General features: G+C 44.2%; 19 protein-coding genes and 1 tRNA gene. 15 read left to right on the top strand and 5 right to left on the bottom strand.

Features of this window, described 5'->3' with window-relative positions; translation table 11 throughout:
* Window positions 1-17 precede the first annotated feature (17 nt).
* Genes UNH61_RS02080 through UNH61_RS02070 form a run of 3 tightly spaced genes read right to left on the bottom strand, consistent with a single transcriptional unit; the run spans window position 18 to window position 5055 of the window.
* On the bottom strand, window positions 18-3407 hold the full coding sequence (locus tag UNH61_RS02080) for a TonB-dependent receptor (RefSeq protein ID WP_326990450.1): 3390 nt from the start codon (window positions 3405-3407) through the stop codon (window positions 18-20).
* 32 nt (window positions 3408-3439) lie between these two features.
* The gene (locus tag UNH61_RS02075) at window positions 3440-4408 is read right to left on the bottom strand and encodes a FecR domain-containing protein (RefSeq protein ID WP_326990449.1); all 969 of its coding nucleotides are present in this window, start codon (window positions 4406-4408) and stop codon (window positions 3440-3442) included.
* Window positions 4409-4455: 47 nt separating this feature from the next.
* Window positions 4456-5055, bottom strand: a complete 600-nt coding sequence (locus tag UNH61_RS02070; protein WP_326990448.1) for a sigma-70 family RNA polymerase sigma factor — start codon at window positions 5053-5055, stop codon at window positions 4456-4458.
* 350 nt (window positions 5056-5405) lie between these two features.
* Between UNH61_RS02070 and UNH61_RS02065 the strand changes: the two genes are divergently transcribed.
* The 9 genes from UNH61_RS02065 (at window position 5406) to gap (ending at window position 11854) form a co-directional block, all read left to right on the top strand.
* The gene (locus tag UNH61_RS02065) at window positions 5406-5549 is read left to right on the top strand and encodes an endonuclease V (protein ID WP_326990447.1); all 144 of its coding nucleotides are present in this window, start codon (window positions 5406-5408) and stop codon (window positions 5547-5549) included.
* 73 nt (window positions 5550-5622) lie between these two features.
* Window positions 5623-5696 (top strand) — tRNA-Asp (locus UNH61_RS02060).
* Between the two features lie 272 nt (window positions 5697-5968).
* Window positions 5969-6556: a Crp/Fnr family transcriptional regulator gene (locus UNH61_RS02055; RefSeq protein ID WP_326990446.1), complete on the top strand. Its 588-nt coding sequence runs from the start codon at window positions 5969-5971 to the stop codon at window positions 6554-6556.
* Between the two features lie 65 nt (window positions 6557-6621).
* Window positions 6622-7395 carry an alpha/beta hydrolase gene (locus UNH61_RS02050; protein ID WP_326990445.1) on the top strand — a complete coding sequence of 258 codons (774 nt, stop codon included), beginning with the start codon at window positions 6622-6624 and terminating at the stop codon, window positions 7393-7395.
* 223 nt (window positions 7396-7618) lie between these two features.
* Window positions 7619-8386, top strand: a complete 768-nt coding sequence (locus UNH61_RS02045) for a helix-turn-helix domain-containing protein (RefSeq protein ID WP_326990444.1) — start codon at window positions 7619-7621, stop codon at window positions 8384-8386.
* Window positions 8387-8426: 40 nt separating this feature from the next.
* Window positions 8427-9086 (top strand): hypothetical protein, encoded by a 660-nt coding sequence (locus UNH61_RS02040; protein ID WP_326990443.1) that lies wholly within the window; start codon window positions 8427-8429, stop codon window positions 9084-9086.
* Window positions 9087-9287: 201 nt separating this feature from the next.
* Complete coding sequence (locus tag UNH61_RS02035) at window positions 9288-9899, top strand: Crp/Fnr family transcriptional regulator (RefSeq protein WP_326990442.1); 612 nt, start codon at window positions 9288-9290, stop codon at window positions 9897-9899.
* A 68-nt stretch (window positions 9900-9967) separates the two neighbouring features.
* Window positions 9968-10648 carry a hypothetical protein gene (locus tag UNH61_RS02030; protein WP_326990441.1) on the top strand — a complete coding sequence of 227 codons (681 nt, stop codon included), beginning with the start codon at window positions 9968-9970 and terminating at the stop codon, window positions 10646-10648.
* 183 nt (window positions 10649-10831) lie between these two features.
* Entirely contained in the window at window positions 10832-11854 is a 1023-nt protein-coding gene (gene gap, locus UNH61_RS02025; RefSeq protein ID WP_326990440.1) for a type I glyceraldehyde-3-phosphate dehydrogenase, read from the top strand.
* A 128-nt stretch (window positions 11855-11982) separates the two neighbouring features.
* On the opposite strand, the gene UNH61_RS02020 is transcribed toward gap, so the two are convergent.
* Window positions 11983-12321, bottom strand: coding sequence for a helix-turn-helix domain-containing protein (locus tag UNH61_RS02020; RefSeq protein ID WP_326990439.1), 339 nt, complete (start codon window positions 12319-12321; stop codon window positions 11983-11985).
* A 132-nt stretch (window positions 12322-12453) separates the two neighbouring features.
* Between UNH61_RS02020 and UNH61_RS02015 the strand changes: the two genes are divergently transcribed.
* A complete protein-coding gene (locus UNH61_RS02015; protein ID WP_326990438.1) occupies window positions 12454-12843 on the top strand; it encodes a DoxX family protein in 390 nt (129 codons plus the stop codon).
* 9 nt (window positions 12844-12852) lie between these two features.
* On the opposite strand, the gene UNH61_RS02010 is transcribed toward UNH61_RS02015, so the two are convergent.
* Window positions 12853-14361 (bottom strand): hypothetical protein, encoded by a 1509-nt coding sequence (locus UNH61_RS02010; protein ID WP_326990437.1) that lies wholly within the window; start codon window positions 14359-14361, stop codon window positions 12853-12855.
* Between the two features lie 179 nt (window positions 14362-14540).
* Here UNH61_RS02010 and UNH61_RS02005 point away from each other — a divergent pair, with 179 nt between their 5' ends.
* From UNH61_RS02005 to UNH61_RS01985, 5 genes are all read left to right on the top strand, one after another.
* A complete protein-coding gene (locus UNH61_RS02005; protein ID WP_326990436.1) occupies window positions 14541-15008 on the top strand; it encodes a nucleoside triphosphate pyrophosphohydrolase family protein in 468 nt (155 codons plus the stop codon).
* 178 nt (window positions 15009-15186) lie between these two features.
* Window positions 15187-15900 (top strand): hypothetical protein, encoded by a 714-nt coding sequence (locus tag UNH61_RS02000; protein WP_326990435.1) that lies wholly within the window; start codon window positions 15187-15189, stop codon window positions 15898-15900.
* Window positions 15901-16768: 868 nt separating this feature from the next.
* Complete coding sequence (locus UNH61_RS01995; protein WP_326990434.1) at window positions 16769-20026, top strand: SusC/RagA family TonB-linked outer membrane protein; 3258 nt, start codon at window positions 16769-16771, stop codon at window positions 20024-20026.
* A 28-nt stretch (window positions 20027-20054) separates the two neighbouring features.
* Window positions 20055-21524 carry a SusD/RagB family nutrient-binding outer membrane lipoprotein gene (locus UNH61_RS01990; RefSeq protein WP_326990433.1) on the top strand — a complete coding sequence of 490 codons (1470 nt, stop codon included), beginning with the start codon at window positions 20055-20057 and terminating at the stop codon, window positions 21522-21524.
* Window positions 21525-21573: 49 nt separating this feature from the next.
* Entirely contained in the window at window positions 21574-22227 is a 654-nt protein-coding gene (locus tag UNH61_RS01985; RefSeq protein WP_326990432.1) for an immunoglobulin-like domain-containing protein, read from the top strand.
* Window positions 22228-22284 lie beyond the last annotated feature (57 nt).

The following is a 22284-nucleotide window of genomic DNA, read 5'->3' as shown; positions in this document are numbered from 1 at the left end:
AATACTGTTAGCTTAGATCAGAATTTAACATTAGCACCTATTGAGAAAACACGCGAAATAGGGAACTGGCCGCCATCGAGACCAATACCACCTACTTCCGGATCCATACCGGTATATTTGGTGAAAGTAAGCAGGTTATCGCCGCTGAAGTAAACACGCAGCCCCTGGTTCCATCTCATTTTATTAAATGTGTACCCAATAAGGATGTTCTTTAATCTCAGGTAATTACCGTTTTCCAGATACCAGTCGGAGTTAGTCTGGAAGTTTTTATTCGGATCGTTTGCGGAAATACGCGGAATATTGGAACCCTTATTGGTTGGAGACCACGCATCCAGGATTTTATCCCAGCGGTTATATCCCTGTTCAGATCCACTCAGGGTAGTTAATTTGAACGCATTGAAAAGTTTCACGCCTCCTACTCCCTGGAAAAACAGGCTCAGGTCGAAATTCTTCCAGGTAATGCCTGCATTGAAACCGTAAGTCAGGCTAGGGAAAGCGTTCCCCATATAAACACGGTCCTGATCATCAATCTTACCGTCGCCATTGACGTCTACAAATTTCAGATCACCTGCTTTAGCGTTAGGCTGGATCATCTGACCATTGTGTTGATAGGCTTTCACCTCGTCGTCCGACTGGAAGATGCCCGCAGTTTTGATCAGCCAGTAAGAATTAAAAGGCTCTCCTACTTTAGAACGGAAAGGAGTTAATACACCTCTGAAATTATCTGAAGTCTGCCAGTAGCTGTCTTTATTCTCATCTATGTATGCCACCCTATTCTTCAGTGTCGCAATGTTACCACCAATGGAGTAACCAACAGATCCGATATGATCATTCCAGGAAGCCGCTAGCTCAAAACCTTTGTTGCTGATCTTACCCTGGTTGATATAAGGAGCGTCATATCCGTAAGTACTGGTCCATTTGGAGTCTTGTTGCTTAATAAGGTCATAGGTCAGTTTATCAAAGTAATCAGCAGTAATATTCAACCGCTGTTTCAGCAATGCGATGTCGATACCAACATCTGTTTGCCTGGAGCTTTCCCATGAAAGTGTTGGATTGAAAGCAGCTCCAACAGCCAGTGAATTGCTGCGGGGGGCGCCATTTCCGATCTGATAAGTATAGTCAGCTCTCAATGTAGGATATCCATAGTTTACCCAGATGGAATTGATATTCCCAATCCGGCCCCAGCTACCTCTTACCTTCAGGAGGTCTATCCATTTTACATCATGCATAAATGGCTCTGAGCTGATCTTCCAGGCGGCAGTTACACCCGGCAGGCCTTTGCTGCGATATCCATTAGCCAGGCGGCCGGCGATATCATAACGGTAGCTACCAGTCAGGAAGTAACGATCGGCCCAGCTATAGGAAACCCTTCCAACATAAGAAACTGCACGGTCGAGCCATTGTTCATCTGATGGCTGCGTCTGATCAAAAACGCTGGCATTTACGAAGAACTGTGCCCAATCTGCTTCATTCTCAAATCCTTTAGCTGCAGCTGTGAATTTGCGGTGTGATGCTTCCTGTGCGGTGATAGAAGCCATAGCTCCTATGCTATGTCTGTTAAATACGCGGTTATAATTGAGCGTATTTTCCCAGATCCAGTTATAGTTTTTTGTGCTGGCATAGGTCAGCGTATTCTGGTCATTCGGTTTACCCGGTTCTGTTCTTCTCGGCTCAAAATTTTTCCATAAACCGTTGGTTGAACGGTAGGAAAAACGTGAAGTAAAATTCAGACCATGAATAATATCTGATGCAGAAAACTCACTGATAGATTGCAGATCATTGGTTTTATTATACGGCTGATTTCTCAGCAAAGTTGCCACCGGGTTGATCGCATCTCCGTAAATACCGTTGTAAGCACCATCTCTCGGGCCCACACCACCAAAAGTTCCGTCTGCATAATAAGGAGTAGCTGAACGTGGCATGTATATAGCGGAAAGTATAACACCGCTATAACCACTGGCTGTTTCAGCATCCCTGTTATCGTTATTGTTCCAGAAGAGATCCTGGTGGAATTTCAGTTTTTTGGTGAACTCGTAGGTCGAATTAAATCTCAGCGAGATATTCTTATTATAAGTATTCAACAGTGTTCCTTCCTCATCTTCATAGCGGCCCTGGATAAGCGTAGAAAACTTCTCAGTCCCCGCATTGATGCTGATGTTATGTCTATGCATCATACCAGTACGGAAAATTTCCTTCATCCAGTCGGTGCGTGTAACTAATCCATACGGGTTCTTGGCAGGGTCCCAACCATCCAGTGGAGGCTGACCGGCATTGGTTTGTGCGAGATTGGATACTTTCGCTTCATCTTCCGCTGAAAGCGATTCCAATGTTCGCCAGGCTTTTTTAGCACCAACGAATCCAGTATACTGAACACTGGGCTGACCTTTGGTTGCCTGCCGTGTAGTGATCAGGATAACACCTGCAGCACCCGTGAAGGCACCGTAAATAGCAGCAGATGCCGCATCTTTCAACACTGTGATCGATTCCACATCCGCCGGATTAAAGGGGGCGCCCGGTACACCGTCTACTACATATAATACGCTTTCATTCTGCCGTGAACCTGCTCCGCGAATCACTACTTTATTGGCATCGCTCATATGCCCTCCATTACTCACCACCGTTACACCAGCCGCTTTACCCTGGATCATGTTATTCACATCCATCACCGGGCGTTCCTTGATCTGCTTCATATCCGGTACAACGGATACCGCGGCAGACAAATCACCTTTTTTAGCGGTACCATAACCCAACACCACTACTTCATTCAGCGCGTTGTTGCTCGGCTTCATATTGATGTTCAGCGTTTCCCCGTTCCCGGCTGCTTTCTCCACGGTTTCATATCCCACAAAACTAAAGCTCAATACTGCTTTCTCATTTTCAACAGTAATTTCATAACGACCATCAGCATCAGAAACAGTACGGGTTTTAGTTCCTTTTACCCAAACAGAAACACCGGGAATTGGCTCATTACTTTCGTTGGTAATCTTTCCGGTAATTTTCCGGGTAACTACCTGAGCACCTGCTTCTACCGGATCTTTCTCTGCTTTTCTCAACAGGATGGAATTATCGCTTACACTGAATTCTATTCCCGATTTATTTTTCAGCATATTCAGGGCTTCATTCAACGTGATATTATCCGGCTTGAAGTCGCGGATGATGATCTTGTCGAAGTCCTGCTTTACGTAGTTGAAAGTACAGCTGCTCTGATTACCCAGCGCTGTCAGCACCTGGGTGAGCGAGGCTTTTGAAATATCCAGCTTCACCTTTTCATTTAAACAGGTTTGCCTTGCAAAACCGATAGTGGCGGGCAGCAGGGCGCATCCCATTAAAAGGAACCGCTTGAGACTGGACATAGTGCCTGTTCCCTTATGGGCACAGTGGTCCGACACAGTAAATTTAATTTTCATGTGTGAGTTTTTTCGGGAATGTTCTTGTGTTGTTAAAAAATGGTCACCTCTTTATTGGTGATCCGGTAGTGCTTACGATTGATGTAGCATAAGTTGTCGATCATTTTCGCAAAGCTCTCTTTTCTGAACATGACGGAAATGTTTTTGTCGATGCCCTGTACTGTTTTCCAGGTAACAGTGTAGCCATGACTGTTACACAGGCGTGTTACGGCATCTTTAAAAGGCAGGTCAGTAGCGCTGAAGGCGCCGTTTTTCCAGGCAGCCACCTTTCCTGCTTCCGTTTCAGTAATGTTTAGTTCTTTATCGCCATTATTATATGCTGCAGCATATCCTGGTTTAAGAATGGTGGTGAGGTCAGCATCTTTCACGGCACGTACCTTTACCTTACCCTGTACCAGCGATACGCGCGTGAGACCTTCACTGGCGTATGCTTCTACGTTGAACCGGGTTCCCAGCACCTGTATGGCCAGATCCCTGGTGTGGATAACGAAAGGTTTGCCTGTACTTCCTTGTACATCAAAAAAGCCTTCTCCCGTCAGCTGTACAATGCGGGACTTCTGATTAAAATCCTCCTTCCAGCGTATGGAGGCGGTGGCGTTCAGCCACACTTTAGAGCTATCCGGCAGTGTTACCAGTTTTATATTACTGGTTTCATTGGTCACTGTATAGATTTTGTTCTGGGCAATGGACGATGATGAACGATGTAAGTGGGGCCACAGCATCCAGCCGGTTCCGGCCAGTATCAGGAAACTGGCGGCGGCAGACCATTTCAGAGCTCGTCGCCTCCACCAGGGCTGTACCGGGCGGGGCAAACTGTCGCGGAAATTGGTCAGAAACTGCTGATGGTATCCGGCCGACTGGGCTGATGTCAATTCTTCTGTTGCATCTTCTCCCAATGAGCCATACCAGCTATCCAGCAGCTCCAGTTCTTCCGGAGTGCATTTCCCTGCGAGAAATTTTTCTATCAGGGCCTGTGCCCTTGGATACTTTTGCGGTGCCATCTATAAGTGAATACCCGCAACACAAAAAATGTTAACTCGGTCCAAGATTAAGAAATTGTAAACAACATTAATGCGGAAACAAGACTCGCAGATAAGGCCGGATTGTCTTTTATATGAGCCTTTACCTGTTTCAGTGCGCGACTGTACAAAACGCGTGCAGATCCCGGGTCTATACCCAGCAGCTGTGCAATTTTCTGGTAAGAATAATGGTGGTTCACTCTAAGTATAAACAGTTGGCGCTGACTGGGCGACAAAACCCCAAGCGCTTCATTGACAATGGTTTCCTTTACTCCATGCAACTCTTCCTGAGCCAGTGCTCCCGGCGTTTCCAGGGTATCGTTCAGCAACAGCTCCAGTCTTTTAAGGTGTGCCTGGTAGCGGCCACTGGTACGATAATATTTTAATATCCGGAATTTCAAAGCATTGAGCAGGTAAAACTCCAGCGTCTCATCTTTCGGCACTTCTTCCCATTTCACCCATAAAGAAAGCAATACATCCTGCACAATGTCAAATGCATCATGAGGATTGGTTTTAGCCGCAGCTATCCCCAGTAACTTATCCCAATAAGCAGCTACCGACGCTTCAAAGTCCTCCTGGCGCGAAGTACAGGACAAAGGCTGATTAGTTATTGATTTAAGTTCAGACATATTTGGAATATAACGGTGTGCACAAAAATAACAGCTTAATATTACGTGGATATTAACTCTGGCGATTCCTGGTTGATCCCTCTGTCTTCCGGTTGAAAATCGATTTAGCTTCGATGGATGAGTAAAGGCAAAGCGCTCTTATTCTATCTTTTACTAAATAATATAATTAAAAATATGATTGAAAAAATCTGTTCGTTTGATACCAGCATTCTCAGCTAAGCCGTTTGTACAGGCAATATAAATTTACTTTTTCAAAAGGTAAAGCTTTTGGACAGAATATTTATTAGCCTGGAATAACGGGTAAATCATACACTAAATATCCTGTCTTTCATTGTTTTAAATAATTATTTATGTTGACGGAAGATGCCGCGGTAGCCGGACCTTTCTCATTCCGGGAAATGCCACCATTGCCGGAAGCATATCAACAACTGCCGTTGCAGCCCGACCTCTTCATCTGTGATGGTCAGGGCTGGCACACCATTACTGGAGCATAAAAAACATTTGGAGGATTAAATTGAATATTTATATATTTGCAGCCCTTCAAAGGCCAGCCATGGCCTGATAGGAGGATCAGTAGTTCAGTTGGTTAGAATGCCGCCCTGTCACGGCGGAGGTCGCGGGTTCGAGTCCCGTCTGGTCCGCAAAACGACAAAATCCGCTACAGTAGCGGATTTTGTCGTTTTTATACAATTGTCTGTCTGCTGCCTCAAAGCTGCTATTTCTATAGCACCTCAAATAATGTTGTAATGCTATGAAAACGGTAGTCAGGTACTCCACGAATTCCATCATTCCCATTTTTACATTAATTATCACTACTACGACTTAAAGGGAATGAATCTTAGCGATTTTGAGATTGTGTTCTTTTTTCTTAAATTTTATCCGTTGTTGATACCTGCTCTAAAATAAATGTTCAATGACTGATTTTGAAAAATTATCTTTTGCTGTCCGACAGTTCGCTGATCTCACTGAAGAGGACCTTTCACTGTCAAAAAACATGTGGCAGCCTCAGGCTTATAACAAAAATGACTTTTACAACAAGCAAAAAACAGTTTGCAGATACCTGGGATTTATTATCGAAGGTGTTTTTCGCGCGTATGTTATCGATGAAAAAACGTGCACAGAAAAAAATGTTTTTTTGTTTTCTGCCAATCAGTTTGTGGTAACTTTTAAAAGCTTTATCAACCAGGTTCCTTGCGACTATCATACACAGGCGATAGCAGACGCAAATGTTTTATGCATCAGTATCGATGATTTATTATCTCTATATAAAAAGTCTCATTCGTGGGAAAGATTTGGACGGCTTTTAGCACAGCAGGCATTTAATGTAGTAAATGAACGGATTGAAGGTTTTTTATTCAAGACACCGGAAGAAAGGTATCTTGACTTAGTAAATAACCATCCAGATATTTTCAATAACGTTCCACTATATCATATTTCATCTTATTTAGGTATTCAGGGGCCTTCATTAAGCCGGATTAGGAAAAGAATTTCAGCCAGGTAATACGATTTTAACCTGGGTTAAAGTTTTTTTTGCAACTGATTTATACTTTCACATAAAATTTTAATATGAAATCAAAAACTATAGTATTTGCACACGGACTGTTTGTGACAGCTAAAAGCTGGGATAATTGGGTAGCTTTTTTTGAAGATAAAGGCTATACATGTCATGCTCCCGCCAATCCATACCACGAAGCTACACCGAAAGAAATGTGGGAGAATACGCCGGAAGAATTGGGAGATGTAACTTTTGAAGATGTGATAAACAAACTCTCTGCCTTTATTGATACATTGCCGGAAAAACCCATTCTCATCGGCCATTCTTTAGGCGGACTTTCCGTTCAAAAACTGGTAGAGTTAGATAAAGCTGCTGCCGGTGTTTGTATAGACGGCGCAGCGCCTGCGGGAATAATACCCACTCAATGGAGTTTCCTTGAAGCCAATTTACCTGTACTGAATCCTTTGAAAGGTAATTCAGTTTTTCATCCTACTAAGAAATGGTGGTACTATTCTTTTGGTAACACGCTAACCAGAGAAGAATCGGACAAAGCGTTTGATGAATTTGCAGTACCTGAAAGCAGAAATATCCCAAGGGGAACTACCAAAAAATTTGCGAAAATAGATTTTGCAAAACCACATGTTCCTTTGCTATTTATTGCAGGTGAAAAAGATCACATCATCCCACATGAACTAAACAAGAAAAACTTCGCTGCTTATAAAGATGCAAGCGGAGTAAAGGAATTTAAAGTTTTTGAGAACCGGGGACATTTTATCTGCGGAGACAAGAATTGGAAGGAGGTGGCTACTTATATCTATAATTGGATAAATTCAGACACTATATAATTCCTATGGTTCGACACTTGTCCTGCGCTGGTAAGAACTACAAAATCTTGCCTAAATCTGTTGCAAGAAGTGTCGAAAGTCGTAACCCAGCTCCCCGCAAACGCTAACGCGAGGGCACTTTTTATTCCCCGCCCGGGTCCCTGGCAATTCAACACTTATTTTGCCTGATCTGTCTGATTCATGTAACTTTATTTGGGTATCCTTAAACATAAACCCGCATAGCATGAAACAGCCGCTATTATTTTTTTCGACAGGGTACTTTATGTATATAGGCCGTGCTATCGATACAGTTGTTCACAAACATCACGCCCTGCAGATTGCCATAAGTTTTGAAGATAACATAGAGATCATCTCATCGGGTTCAACTATTAAACATAAGGCTGTTATCATTGATTCCGATGAACCGCATGAATGCAGAACCCGCAACAATACATTTCTACTGATCAATATCGATCCGGAGTGTAAAATAGGGACAGGCCTTAAGAAGACTTGTCTATCCGGCAAAAAACTGGCAGCATTACCGGAAGCAATCGTGGAAGACTTATTGGAAGGAATAAAACCGCTACTATCGGGTAACACAACTGTCGACAGTATTTTTAATATTACACTCCAATTTCTCAGGGAACTTTCAAATACCGGTGAAAATGCGGAGATGGATGACCGGATCACCAGGGTCCTGGAAGTCCTTAAACAGCCGGGACATGTACCGATAAAGATCAAAAATTTATCAGCTATCGTCTATCTTTCTCCGAGTCGGCTCATTCACTTATTTACGACACAGGTGGGTATTCCCATCAGGAAATATATCCTATGGGTCAGGCTTTTAACTGCGCTGCGGTATATAATTGACGCCAAAGACATCACAGATGCTGCCCTCGAAGCTGGTTTCTCCGATGCCCCGCACTTCAACCGGACGTTCAAACGAATGTTTGGACTGGCCCCTTCATTTTTATTGAAGAATAGCCAATTCATTCAAGCCTATGTAAAGTAACCCCGGGATCTTTGCATAAAATAAATCCAAACTTTATTTTATGTACGCAATTAATCATGCTGCAACAGCTTTGTTGTTAAGAAAAAAAGAATCAAAACTACCATTGCTCCCACTGCTGATCTCCGTGCAATTGGTGGAAATACTATGGGTGCTTTTCAACTACCTGGGTTGGGAACATTTTTCAGCTTCCGGCGGCAGCATTCATCTCGACTACCTGCCTTATTCACATTCAATTTTTTCAGGAATTGTAGCAGCAGCGCTTTCATTTTGTGTGATTAACTGGGGCTATAACAATAGGAAGCTCGCGGTGGCCTTTGCTATCGGGGTTTTGTCGCATGTTATAATTGATATGATCTTCCATGAAAAAGATATTCAGTTGTCGCCATTCTCCGCCAACCCGGTTTTGGGATTTGGTATTATCGATTACCCTATCCTGAATTTCATCATTGAATTTGCATATGGAATATTCTGCTGGTGGTACTTTAAGGGGAGCAAGGCATTGCTTTGGGTCATCATTGTGTTCAATGTAATTGATCTGCCGATCATGTTAGCACATGGCGATACGCTGACTCCTTTTATACGTTATCCATTTCTTTTGCCATCGGTAATATTATTTCAGATACTTATTACCTGGTACTTCGTTTACCGTTATGCAAATTCGAAAGGTGATCAACATCAACCTGTCAATAATGAAATTTAATCACCATTACAGATGAAATTTTAGTGGATTCTTCATTTCATGTCGGGTATTTAGTCGGATTCCGATGACCCCAGGTCATAGAAGTAAAATTCATTCGAATCTATAAAATCAAACAAAGAAAGTTCCTGCTTGTCTATTGTATGGGATGATCCCGAATCCTTCTTTCTATAATCAAATGTTATACGTTATATTAGTATCAAAATGGATAAGGAGCCCCTCATTATATTTATCCGGGATACGCTTTTGTCTTCTCGTCTTTCCGCTTCAAGACAGGTTCTTGAAGACATAGCTGGTTATTTCGAACCTCAACATTTCGACAAATACGAATTGTTTGTCAAGGAAGGGCAGGTAAGTACAGGAAACTTTTTTATGACGGAAGGATTTATGCGGGCCTATACACACAATACTGAAGGAGAAGAAGTAACCACTTATTTTTTCACCAAAAACAACCATGTTTCCGAGATAACCTCACTTTTTACCGGAACCAGGTCAATGGAAAATATCCAGGCTATTACTGCATGTGATGGCTTTCTTCTTTCAATCGAAAAACTAAATATATTATTCCATTCGGTGCCCGAGTTTCGCGAATTTGGGCGGGCGATGCTGGTCAAAGAATTTACCGCATATAAGAAGCGAACCCTGTCGCTTATTAATCAAACTGCTGAAGAAAGATATAGTCATCTGATCAATACCAATAAAGAAATATTTCAGTACGCACAGCTCAAACACATTGCCTCCTATTTGGGCATCACCGATTCTTCCCTAAGCCGTATCCGCAAAGAGTTCTCTAAAAAACAGCCGGGCAACCATTAGTTGTCATTTGACAAGCGGATTGTTGCCGCTATAGCCGTTCTTTGCAGGGAAGAATAAACCTCAGATCCATGCAAACTTTGCCGTTCTACGTTTATGCAATTTTTGACCTCACCGTTATTGCAGCCATCGGGTTGTTTTATAAAGCCGCTAATTATTCAAAACCGTTTCTGATGATTATTTCCCTTTGGATTATCTTTCAATCCATTTTGGGATTAAATGATTTTTATAAGATCAATACCGCACCACCCAGGTTTTTATTACTTACATTACCACCGTTACTGTTTTTACTGATTAGTTTAATCATACCGGTAGGCAGAAGGTTTATAGACAACCTGAACATCAGGACCTTAACCGTTTTACACACAGTAAGAATACCAGTAGAGATAGTCCTGTACTGGTTGTTCCTAAACAAAGCTATTCCGGGAGAGATGACTTTTGAAGGCAGGAATTTCGATATATTATCCGGTTTATCGGCACCGCTTGTATGGTATGTTGGATTTGTGAAAGGCCGGCTGAATAAGCCACTCCTCCTGATCTGGAACCTGATCTGTCTGGGTTTGTTAATGAATATAGTAATGATTGTTATGCTGTCGGTAGTAACGAAATTGGTGCCACTTGCCCCCGAACAGCCTAAGATAGCGTTCGTCTATTTCCCTTTCCTGCTGCTTCCATCCTGTCTGGTACCATTGGTGCTGTATGCTCATGTAGCGGCAATCAGGCGGCTGTTAAAAAGAAACCAATTGGAATAGTCGCTACATGGATACACCGGCTACAACGGAGGCGCCTCAAAATACCACCAATTTCACCCCGGTCAAACCTCTCCTGATCATTATATGTATTTAAATTATTATCAATACCTATCATAGCAAACAGATTGCCTTTTTGCAATTTCGGTATTATCAGATAATTTTACATACTACAATGAAATTAACATGAGAATAGCTATTAATGGTTTCGGGCGTATTGGCAGGGTATCCTTACGTATGTTACTGCAAAAGGCCGGCGTAGAAGTAATTGCAATAAATGATCTGGCAGATACGGCTACATTGGCGCACCTATACTGTTACGATTCTGTGCATGGTCCGTATAAAGGAGAAGTTGAAGTGGCCACCGATTCACTGATTATCGACGGAAAATCAATCCGCGTTTTAGCGGAACGCGATCCGCTGAAGCTCCCCTGGGCGGATCTGGATATTGACTTAGTGATTGAATCCACCGGCAAATTTACCACCAGGGCTCATGCCGCTCTGCATTTGCAGGCCGGCGCCAGGCAGGTGATTGTTTCAGCCCCTTCACCGGATAAAGATATTCCCACGGTAGTACTGGGAGTGAACGATCATTTGATAGATCTTAGCTCTCCCATATTATCCAATGCCTCATGTACCACTAATAATGTTGCCCCTATGGTAAAAGTGTTAGACGATAACTGGGGAATCATAGACGGCTATATTACTACAGTCCATTCCATGACCGGAGATCAGAACCTGCATGATGCCCCGCACCGGGATCTTCGCAGAGCACGGGCCGCATCAGCATCTATCATTCCTACATCCACAGGTGCTGCCAAAGCTATAACCTCCATATTCCCGCATCTGGAAGGCCGGATGGGTGGCGCAGGTATACGTGTGCCGGTTTTAAACGGATCACTGACTGATTTTACCTGCATCCTGAAAAAGCAACCGGAAAGTGTTGCTGAAATCAATGCCCGGTTCAAAGAAGCCGCTGCTACTTCAATGAAAGGCGTACTGAAATATACAGAAGCGCCAATCGTATCCATCGACATCATTGACAATCCTTATTCCTGCACCTTCGATGCTTTACTAACCTCTATTGTAGGCGATCTGGTAAAAGTTGTAGGCTGGTATGATAATGAATTTGGCTACTCTAACCGGCTGGCAGATTTAGTGGTGCGCATTGCAGCGCTCAAACATCAACACGTTACTATAGATAAATAATAATTGGATTCATGCCTGGTAAACTACAATGCCCCAAAGCCAGATGCTTTGGGGCATTGTAGTTTACCATTTATCGTTACGTATACTGGTATCTGTCTCTGCATAGTGCAACTGCAGCACTGACCCACTCATTTGCCAATAATCTTCTTCCGGTGCAGCAGGCCCCACCTATGCAGCTCTTCCATCAAACCTTCCAGCGATTTTCCGTGGGAAGTGATCGAATACTCCACTGTTGGAGGAAAAGTATCGTACTCTTCCCGGCTTATCAGTTTGTTGGCTTCCAGACTCTTCAGCTCTTTCGACAATGTCTTATCTGTTATCCCATTTACTTCCTTTGCAATCTGTTTAAAGCGCTTGTTACCCGATGCCAGTGCAAATAAAATAAGCAGCTTCCATTTTCCTTCAAGCGCTTCAAGGGCGTCTTTGATAGAACGGGCATTCGATGGGCATCCATCTTTTGTTAACATTGATCCTGTTTTCTCCGGTAAAAAATGTTTGCGATACTATCCATTGGGAAAGCGCTATCCGAATGGATAGTGCTTTCAATTATAAAGTTAATGTAAATAGCTTTGTGACCTCATTAAAACAATACAGATCAAATGAAAACTCAGCAGCCATCAAAGTCCTGGCATATTTCCCTATGGGTCGCACAAATTTTGCTCGCACTCTTTTTCTTAACCGGTGCTATTCTCAAATTCATGCCAGCAGCCACTGCTGCCGGATTCGCTCCCTGGATAGGACAGGTACCTCTATGGCAGGTGCGGCTGCTTGCTGTGATAGATCTGGCGGGTTCTCTTGGATTGATATTACCAACTTTGTTACGCATCAAACCCATACTCACTACATGGACAGCCGGCTGTGCTATCGTACTCATGCTGTGCGCCATCATTTTTCATATATCAAGGAATGAAGCCAACGTAATAGGAGCCAATATAGTAGCTATTTTTATGGCAGCTTTTATTGCCTGGGGCCGGAGCAATAAGCATTAAAAAAACTCCCTAATTACCTGATAACAATAACATTTTTACGCCGAGCTCGTTCATACTTGTTTTTAATACATTCAGTGCATCCAGCTGCACACATGCCAGCAGGTAGTTGTTGATTCCCACTTCAAGGGATGCAATACCAACACCGTAAGATGCCAGCTGTCCATTGATCCAGATCAGGTAAGCCTCGTCTACCGGAGCATCAACATAGGCTTCCGGAATATTGAAACTGGTATTCCAGTATTTGGTCGCGATACTGTTAAGCTGGTCTATTCCGCCCGATAAGGATGCGGAACCCGACAGTTCAGCGATCAGGCCATGATGCAACAATCCATCCAGCAATGCTACGGCCGGCAACCGGCCCGGATGTTCTTCAAGTCCCCGTTTCATACTATCTGCCTTATAACGGGCATGTACATACGCAAAGGGGAATGAAGCGGCATAGACCACCCTGTTCAGAATATCGGAAGCTATCGGATGAAATGCTGCCTGATCGCCTGATGGATTGAGCTGCCATATCAGGTGCCACAGCTGTTCCTGGCTAACCTCTTTTCTGTATTGCTCGTTCCATTGTTCCTTTTCTCTTAATACCGCCAGGGTTTTCGTAACGTAACGGAGCAACAGTTTCCACTCCGGCGAGTCTTTGCTCACAATCTCTTCCCATTCTTCATCCGGTGTTTCATAGAGCAATATCACTCCTCCGTCTGTATTCACCGACATATAAAAAGAATGCCGCTCTGCTGTGTTTATCAACAGTATCTTATGTGGCGTTTCCCCGCTGCCCCTGGATATAGAAATCGTCCACCCGTTATGCCGTATCACAATCTTTTCCAGTTCAGGTCCCAGAAGAGGCGTATTCAGATACTTCGAAAGATCTTCGACGGTGATCCCCGTTCTTGCCAGATCGTCCCTGAATATCGGCCATCCATTCTTCACCTTTTCGATCAGCTTCTTATCACCGGCAAACAGGTGATCTCCTTCCAGCAATTCTTCGGCTGCTGACGGCATCAGTATATCCCGCCAAACCGAATAATCAGGGGAAGGTATATGCCAGCTTTTGCAGAAGGTAACCGCTTCTACTTCTCCCTTTACGGTTGTCTGATGATCGTCTTCTATCCATAAACCTGCATGCAGATTTCCATTGACGAGCACCCGGCCATGATTGTAGTAACCGATAAAGGTCTGCCGTACATGCACATCTCCTTTCACCACTATCTCTGTACAACCTGCTACCAGGTTATCACAGACCAGGTTACCATTGACCAGCAGGAACGCAGAATAGGTGTCCGACTCATAGTCAACAATAGCATTATTAACGATCAGATTTCCGTTCACGATCCAGCCGGCTATATGCTGTTCTGCATATATATCATAAAGATCCAGCAGGGCGCTCCGGACAACATCTTCTTCAAACACCAGCACCTGCAGATCCGGTACATTGCTGTCAATAAACGTAAGGTTCGTTTCCAGTTCATTCACAAGTCCGCTCTGGATGGCCTCTTTCAGCGATATGGATTTCATAAACTGCTCTGTTTTCTGGTCATATAAAGTCAGGCATAACAAACAGGTACTGACAATAAGTTATAAATATACTGATAAAGATAACGGTTTTACCAGTATTAACAGCCCTGCCCCGTACTGCCTCTATTCAAAATAATGCTTACTTTCGGAACTTAATAATACTAAAACTATATTCACTCATGGAAGACGTTAAAGCGCTCAATAAAGTCGCCGAGTTTCATAGCACCTTCAAACACCCGATTGAACAACATCCTGTAGTACCCAGCCCACAACGATGCGACCTGAGAGTATCTCTTATACAGGAAGAATTGAATGAATTGAAACAGGCCATTGCGGATAATGATATAGTGGAGATTGCCGATGCCTTATGCGATCTGCAATACGTGCTGGCCGGTGCTATCCTTGAGTTTGGACTGGGAGAAAAATTCAATACCCTCTTCAACGAAGTACACAGATCTAATATGAGCAAGGCCTGTAAATCGCTGGAAGAAGCGGAAAAAACCGTTGCACATTACAGCAACGCCGAAAACACGCCCTGCTATTATACCAAAGTGGATGACCTCTACCTGGTGTACAGACAATCCGATAACAAAACCCTCAAATCAGTCAACTACTCTGCCGCAGCATTGAAGCCCATATTGCCCTGATTGTATATCAGGCTTACCGAAAACGACCGTCGGCCGGTGGATAGCCGGCAGTCGTTTCTTACGGACCTCCCTGGGGTTAATATTCTGTTAAAGTACTTTTCTTCATAAAGGGCTGCTCCCCCCGCCCGCGTCATTACACCAGGAACCTTCTGCTATAGCTATCAACTATTCTGTACTCATGCTTATGTGGTCCGCCAATGTGAACTTCAAGATCATACTATTCATCCTGTGTGTTACCCCTTTCGGTCACAGGAAAACAGGTTGTTACAATACCAGCAATACCGCTGCCGATAAACTTCCTGTAATTGACCTGATCAAAAATCATAAGTGGCGGCATTTTGCCGGTACAACTCTGAGAAATGGTGGTATCCTGATAAGCGGATCACCCCGCAATGCCGCCAGTGATGGTGAAGCAAGTCCGGCATATAATCCGAAAGACCCGTACCTGAATGTCATCGGCGATTTTGTATTGTCTGCTACCATTACAGTAAAGTCAACGAAGAGTGCCCTTGTTTATTTCTATGGTCATCCTCCTGGCAAATCATTCGAAAAATCTATCGCCATAGGTATTAAAGATGAAATGCTGCAATTAATTGTACACGACGGCGATATTTCCCTCGAAAAAAAACCGGTGGATATCGGTGACCTGAAAACAGTTCAGTTCTCCATCAGGCGCAACGGACATAAATTAGAATATTACGTAAACCAGGTTTGGGCCGGCGCCCTCAATAACATGGGTAACCTTTTTTCAGGTGGCAGCATCTACCTGGGTGCCGCAGCTGAAACCGGCAGCCATTTTATTCTCAATAAGCTAGTGGTGTGGCCGGTGAATCCCGGCGGCAGAATAAATGTGATAACAGACAGTCTTCCAGCGACCTCTGCCAATATATAAGTAAATTTCTTCTTTTATATCTCCCTACTCCTGTTAAATGTAAGTCTCAGAAAATAAACCTTTTATAAAAGCAACCCCTGCATTTAACCCCGCGCAGAAAATTTCTGTTAACTTTTATTTAACTTAAAATAAACCCTGAGCCAAATGATCCGTCTAACCCTTGTTATGGTCTGCTTGATTGGGCCCCCGTATATTGATACAACAAATAAATAAGTTACAACTCCTGAATATACCCGGGCTTATGAGAAGTTGCCATAAAGCAAAATCTAAACGCTATAAACAGTTTTGGCTTATGAAAGTACCTGCTTTTATTACGCACACAATTACCTAAAGAAAAAAATAATACCTCCAATGGCTTGCACTTCAACCAAAATCCGGCGAAGGTGTTATTATTAATCAAAAGTATGGACTCCTAACCTATCAGAAACGGAGCTGATCCTTCTGAAAGGTATATCCTGGCAATCGCAAGTTGCCGGGAGGCTTTGTATTGCTTCAAATTGGAGAAAACCTCCGCTGAAACAATAGCTAAATACCGGTTAGGATGGCCCCGGGCAGTTGCGAACTGAATAATATGACCATTGTGTTTAAACACTCAAACCAGCAATGGTGTTTTGCTTATGTAAGAGTCTTTTGCTTATGTTAAATATCTGTCAGGGTAATCAATGCGGCTGCCGCCCGGTAGGTGCTGTTGAATAAGCCCGGGACTAATGGATCGCTGAAATACTGAAATGGAATTACTGGATACAGCAAAAATCGTAACTCGATGATATCAAATGATGGCACTATTTCACCCTCTAATGGCCCCCCGCCTATTGGCTGAATACGCAACAAACAAGAAAAAAAGTATACAACAACCAAAACCTTATTTATGAGGAAAAAAACAACTCAACTTATTCCCTTTATCCCCGGCCTAAGCAATGCTTTGCCCAAAGCCTGCTTCATGCTGCTTATGCTGGTTATGCCGCTGTTCACTTTTGCCCAGCATAAAGTATCTGGTAGAGTAACAGCACAGGAAGATGGCTCTGTCCTGCCCGGCGTAAGTGTCAGGATCAAAAACACTAATAACGGTACCGCCACCGATGCAAAAGGAAACTACTCCCTCAACGCTTCTTCCGGCGACATCCTCGTTTTCTCCTTTATCGGGTACAACGACAGGGAAGTGCCCGTTACCGGCAGCATCACGTACAATGTTGTACTGCAGGCAACCCGTACAGCGCTCACTGAAATAGTAGTAACCGGCCAGGGTGTAAAAAGAGAGAAACGAAGCCTGGGCTATGCAGTGGCTACGATCGACAAAGGAGATATCGGTGACAATACCAGCCCGATTAACGCACTGACTGGTAAAGTAGCAGGTCTGAATATCACCTCCGGTAACGGTCCGGGTACTTCTTCCAGGATCACCCTGAGAGGCCCCACGTCTTTCAGTGGTAACAACCAGCCGGTTTTCGTTATCGATGGAATACCGGTAAGTAATGATAACATAAAGAACACCGACTTCCTGAACGATCAGGTCGATTACGGTAACAGGGGTAATGATATCAACCCTAATGATATCGAAAGCATCACGGTACTGAAAGGACCCGCCGCTGCTGCATTGTATGGTAGTATCGCTTCCAACGGAGCAATCCTTATCACTACTAAAAAAGGTAAGAAAGGTAGTGCCGCACAGATCAATTTCAGCACCAGTTATCAATTGTCCAATATCCTGAAGTATCCTACTTTCCAGAACGAATTCGGAGAAGGTAATATGGATGCAATTCCGAACGACAGAAGGGAAAACTTTAGCTGGGGCGAACCTTTCGACGGCAAGTTGCGCCCCTTTGGTCAGATAGTAAACGGACAACAACGATTGAAGGAATATAAAGCCATTCCCAATAACGTAAAAGATTTCTTCGATCCCGGACAAACATTCAATAATAACGTAACCGTTTCCGGTGGTAGCGAGAAATCTACTTACTTCCTGTCGCTCGGTGCTTTAAATAATAAAGGAGTTATTCCCGGTACCAAGTACAACAAATACAGCGTGAGGTTCAGCGGATCTTCTGATTTCTCTGAGAAATTCTCCAGTTCTGTATCTATCGGGTATACCAATATATCCGGTATCTTACCTCTCGGCGGACAAAGCAACTCGTCCTATTCTTCTATCTACCAGCAACCCAGGGATATTCCCATTGTTGATCTGAAAGATCTCAGCAATCCGTTTAATGGTACTTTTACGGGCTCTGACGGAGTACAATATTATGGCTACTATGGCGCCTATACGAAAAACCCGTATTTCCTGCTGCAGAACTACCATAATACAAATAGTGTAGACCGTGTGAACGGAACTTTCTCCCTGTCGTACAAACCAGTAGCCGGCCTCGACATCACGGAACGTATAGGTGCGGATGTTTACAGCGACCGCAGGTATGAAAAAGGTGCTAAATACTTCTTCCAACCAATGGATCCGTTCTATGCAGGTAACAACTGGTCCGACAACGGTAAATACTCCCAGGATCTTATTAACTACAGCCAGATTAACCATGACCTCATCATTACTTATACAAGGGCGCTGGCGAAAGATTTCAACATGAAATTACTGGGCGGTAACAACGTGAGAATGACGACCAGTAATGAACTTTTTTCCGCAACAAATACCAACGGAGGTCTTGTAGTACCGGGTTTCTATAATCTCGACAACTCAAATGGACCTATTAACTCTACCAACACCATCAGCGAAAGAAGGTTATATGGCTTTTACGGGGAAGCAGATTTTGACTATAAAAATATGCTGTTCCTGGGTGGTACCATCCGTAACGATATATCCTCTACACTGCCCACGAATCATAACTCTTACGTATATCCCAGTGTAAATGCTGCTTTTGTATTCTCCGAATTATTTAAAGACAACAAATTCAACGATATATTAAACTTCGGAAAATTAAGGATCAGCTACGCTAAAGTAGGGGCCGATGCTCCGGCCTACCGGTTAGCCACTACTTATAAGAAAACAGATATCAGCGGTGATTTCGGAGAAATCCTGTTCCCCATCTCTGCTAATAATGCTACCGTACCAGGTTTCAACCGTCGTAACCTTATCGGTAACCCGGATCTGAAACCAGAGTTCACCTCTTCTTTTGAAGTAGGAACCGAGCTCTCCTTCTTAAAGAATATCATCAACCTGGATGTTACCTACTACAAAACCAAGTCTACCAACCAGATCGTAGACGTTCCGGTTCCTAACAGTTCCGGGTTTTCAGCTATCACCATGAACGTGGGTGAAATGACTAACCAGGGTATAGAAATCGGTCTCAAAACCACTCCGGTCAATACCAAATATGGACTGAAGATTGATGTTTTTGGAACCTTTAGCTGGCTCGACAATAAGGTGGTGGATATCTTTGGAGGCGCCAATGGTATAAAGCAAATTGCCATCGCACCCGGGGTTAGCGGTACCACAGCAATGGCACAGGTAGCTGCCATCGGAAAAAAATATGGAACATTCTACGGTACAGGTCTGGCACTCGATTCTGCTACCGGAAAAGTGATCATAGATCCAAGCACCGGCCTGCCCCGTGCCAACGCTACCCGCTATTTCGGATCATATTTGCCTGATTACATCGCCTCTCTGGGAACAAATATCTCTTACAAGGGATTCATGCTTAAAGTGCTGTTCGATACCAAACAGGGCGGCGTATTCTACTCCAATACCAAAGGGCTGCTCGACTTCGCCGGTACCGCAGCAGAAACTGATATTAATCACCGGGCAGATTTTATTTTCCCGAATTCAGGCTATACAGATCCTAACACCGGCAAATTCGTGAACAACACGACCATTAAAACGCATCCGTATAACTACTGGACCAATGTTGTTCCTGCAGGCGAAAACGTCGTAGATGGGTCCTATGTGAAACTGCGGGAAGCTTCCATCGGATATTCCTTCAGCCAGTCGATGTTAAAACATACGCCATTTACCAGACTCACCGTGTTGCTGTATGGTAATAACCTTTTCCTTTGGGTGCCTAAATCCAACCAGTTTGCTGATCCGGAAATTAACTCCCAGGGTGCCAGCAACGTGCAGGGATACGAATTCCAGTCTAACCCTTCACTCAGGAACTATGGTCTCAAAGTGGACGTATCATTCTAATTTTAATCGGGCCTAAAAACTAAAATTGATGAAAACGAATATAAAATCACTGCTACTTTTGTCGACCTTCCTGCTTACTTCAGCTGGTTGCAAAAAGTTTCTCGATGTGAACAAAGACCCAAACAACGCAGCTGACGTAACGGTAAATGTGCTGCTCCCTTCAGCAGAATCGGGCCTGACCTTCGCATTAGGCAATACCCTGACTATAGATGGTGGTATCTGGGCCCAGTATTGGACACAGAACCCTTCTTCATCACAGTATAAAACGCTCGACCAGTATGCCCCTACCGAAGGCGACTTCGGTAATGTCTGGTTCAGCATGAACGTTGACGCATTGGAAAATATGCAGAAGGTCATCGACAAAGGCAACGCCGCCAAACTTAAACAATATGTGGCTATCGGTATGCTCCTTAAAGCATACACTTTCCAGCTGCTTACAGATCTCTGGGGTGATGTACCTTTCAGTCAGACTATGCAGGGCGATGTCATGACCGCTCAGGTACTCTATCCTAAATTCGACACACAAACCAGCATCTACGATGGATTGGTGAAAATGGTCAACGATGCCACCGCCCTGATAGATCCCAACGATGCTACCGCTCCCGGTACCGACGACCTGATCTATGCTGGTGACATGAACAAGTGGTTACGCTTTGCCAATACCCTGAAACTGAAGATAGGCATGCGTCTCGCTAAAAAAGATCCAACCCGTGCACAGGCTATCATCAGCACGCTCCAGGGAGCAACCTTTATCCAGCCTGGTGAGTCAGCCTTACAGAACTTCAACTCCACTGGCGGGCAAACCAACCCCTTATACGGAGCTATTGCAGGTTCTGTGCTGAGCAAAACTACCAACCTGGTGGCCAGCTCAACTACCGTTAGTTTCATGAGAGCGCTGAGCGATCCGCGGTTGCAGGCTTTCTATGCTCCTGTTGCCAGTGGCGCTATTGTTGGTATTCCGCAGGGAAGCTTCGCGAATCCTCCAACCACTATTGTATCCAATCCTTCAGCCGCTACCGGAGCAAATGCAGTAGACGTTAACTCTGCACTGGCCCCTGTAAAATTAATGACCGACTATGAAGCCAATTTCCTGCAGGCAGAAGCAATTGCCAGAGGATGGCTTCCCGGAAGCGCCCAGGCGTTGTACAACCAGGGTATCACCAATAACTTCCAGGCATATGGTATAGATACCACTACTGCTCCTGCTTACTATACGCAGCCGGATGTGGCTTATCCTACAGGTACTGCCGTGGAAACTCAGGTGCAGGCTATCATTACCCAGAAATGGGCGGCTATGTGCGGTAACGAAACCATTGAAGCATGGACAGAATGGAGAAGAACAGGCTATCCATCTTTCTTCACCATTTCACAGGCATCTGTTATCGGCGCCGGAAGATGGCCGGGAATATTCCTGTATCCTTCTTCCGAGCTGACCAGGAATCCCAACGCACCCAAAACCAATCACCTGGTATATGAGAAAGTATGGTGGGCTAATTAAGAAGCACTGCTCTTGTAATGAACTATTCTTTAACAAACAATTACTCTACATGAAAGCATTATATTTCTTACTGGCGGGCTGCATCATATTCTCCTCCTGTACAAAAAACTCAGAAGGTGTAATTAAGCAAACTGTTACGCCCGTTTACCCGGTCATCACCCTGAAAGGTGATCCCGCGCTGGCCATTTCTATCGGGAGTACGTATACTGATCCTGGTGCAACGGCCTTCGACAGCCTGGCTAACAGCACTACTACCCTGACGCCGCTCGTTAATCCCGTAGATCCCAAAACTCCCGGAGTGTACTTTGTAAACTTCCAGGCGATCAATAAATGGGGCTACAGAACGCAGGCAACAAGGCTGGTGCTGGTTACGAGTACACCAGCCAGCGATGATATCAGCGGAACGTATAAAAGGACTTCCAACAGCGCCGTTGTTCACATTACTAAACTGGCCACTGGTTTATACTCAGTCGACAATCTGGGTGGTGTGGCTGCTGGCAACAACCCGGTGTTCTTTTTCCCTTATGTGATCGGATTAACTGATCTCAACACACTGGTAGGCCCCAATCAGCCTACGCCATTGGGAGGGATATTCCTTGATAAGACGTCTATAGACCGTTCCGGCGGCACTGTTACATTGAAATGGGCCATCGAAGCGCCCCAGGGCTTCGGTAACAGTGTACGTACCTTTGTAAAACAATAACTATCACTATAACTATCACACTGGAAAAAGGCGCCTCATGAGGCGCCTTTTTAATAT

This window comes from Chitinophaga sp. 180180018-3 (assembly GCF_037893185.1).
In the GTDB taxonomy this organism is placed as follows: Bacteria; Bacteroidota; Bacteroidia; order Chitinophagales; family Chitinophagaceae; genus Chitinophaga.
The sequence above is the reverse complement of the archived record's forward strand: the minus strand, read 5'-3'. Positions and strand labels throughout refer to the sequence as shown.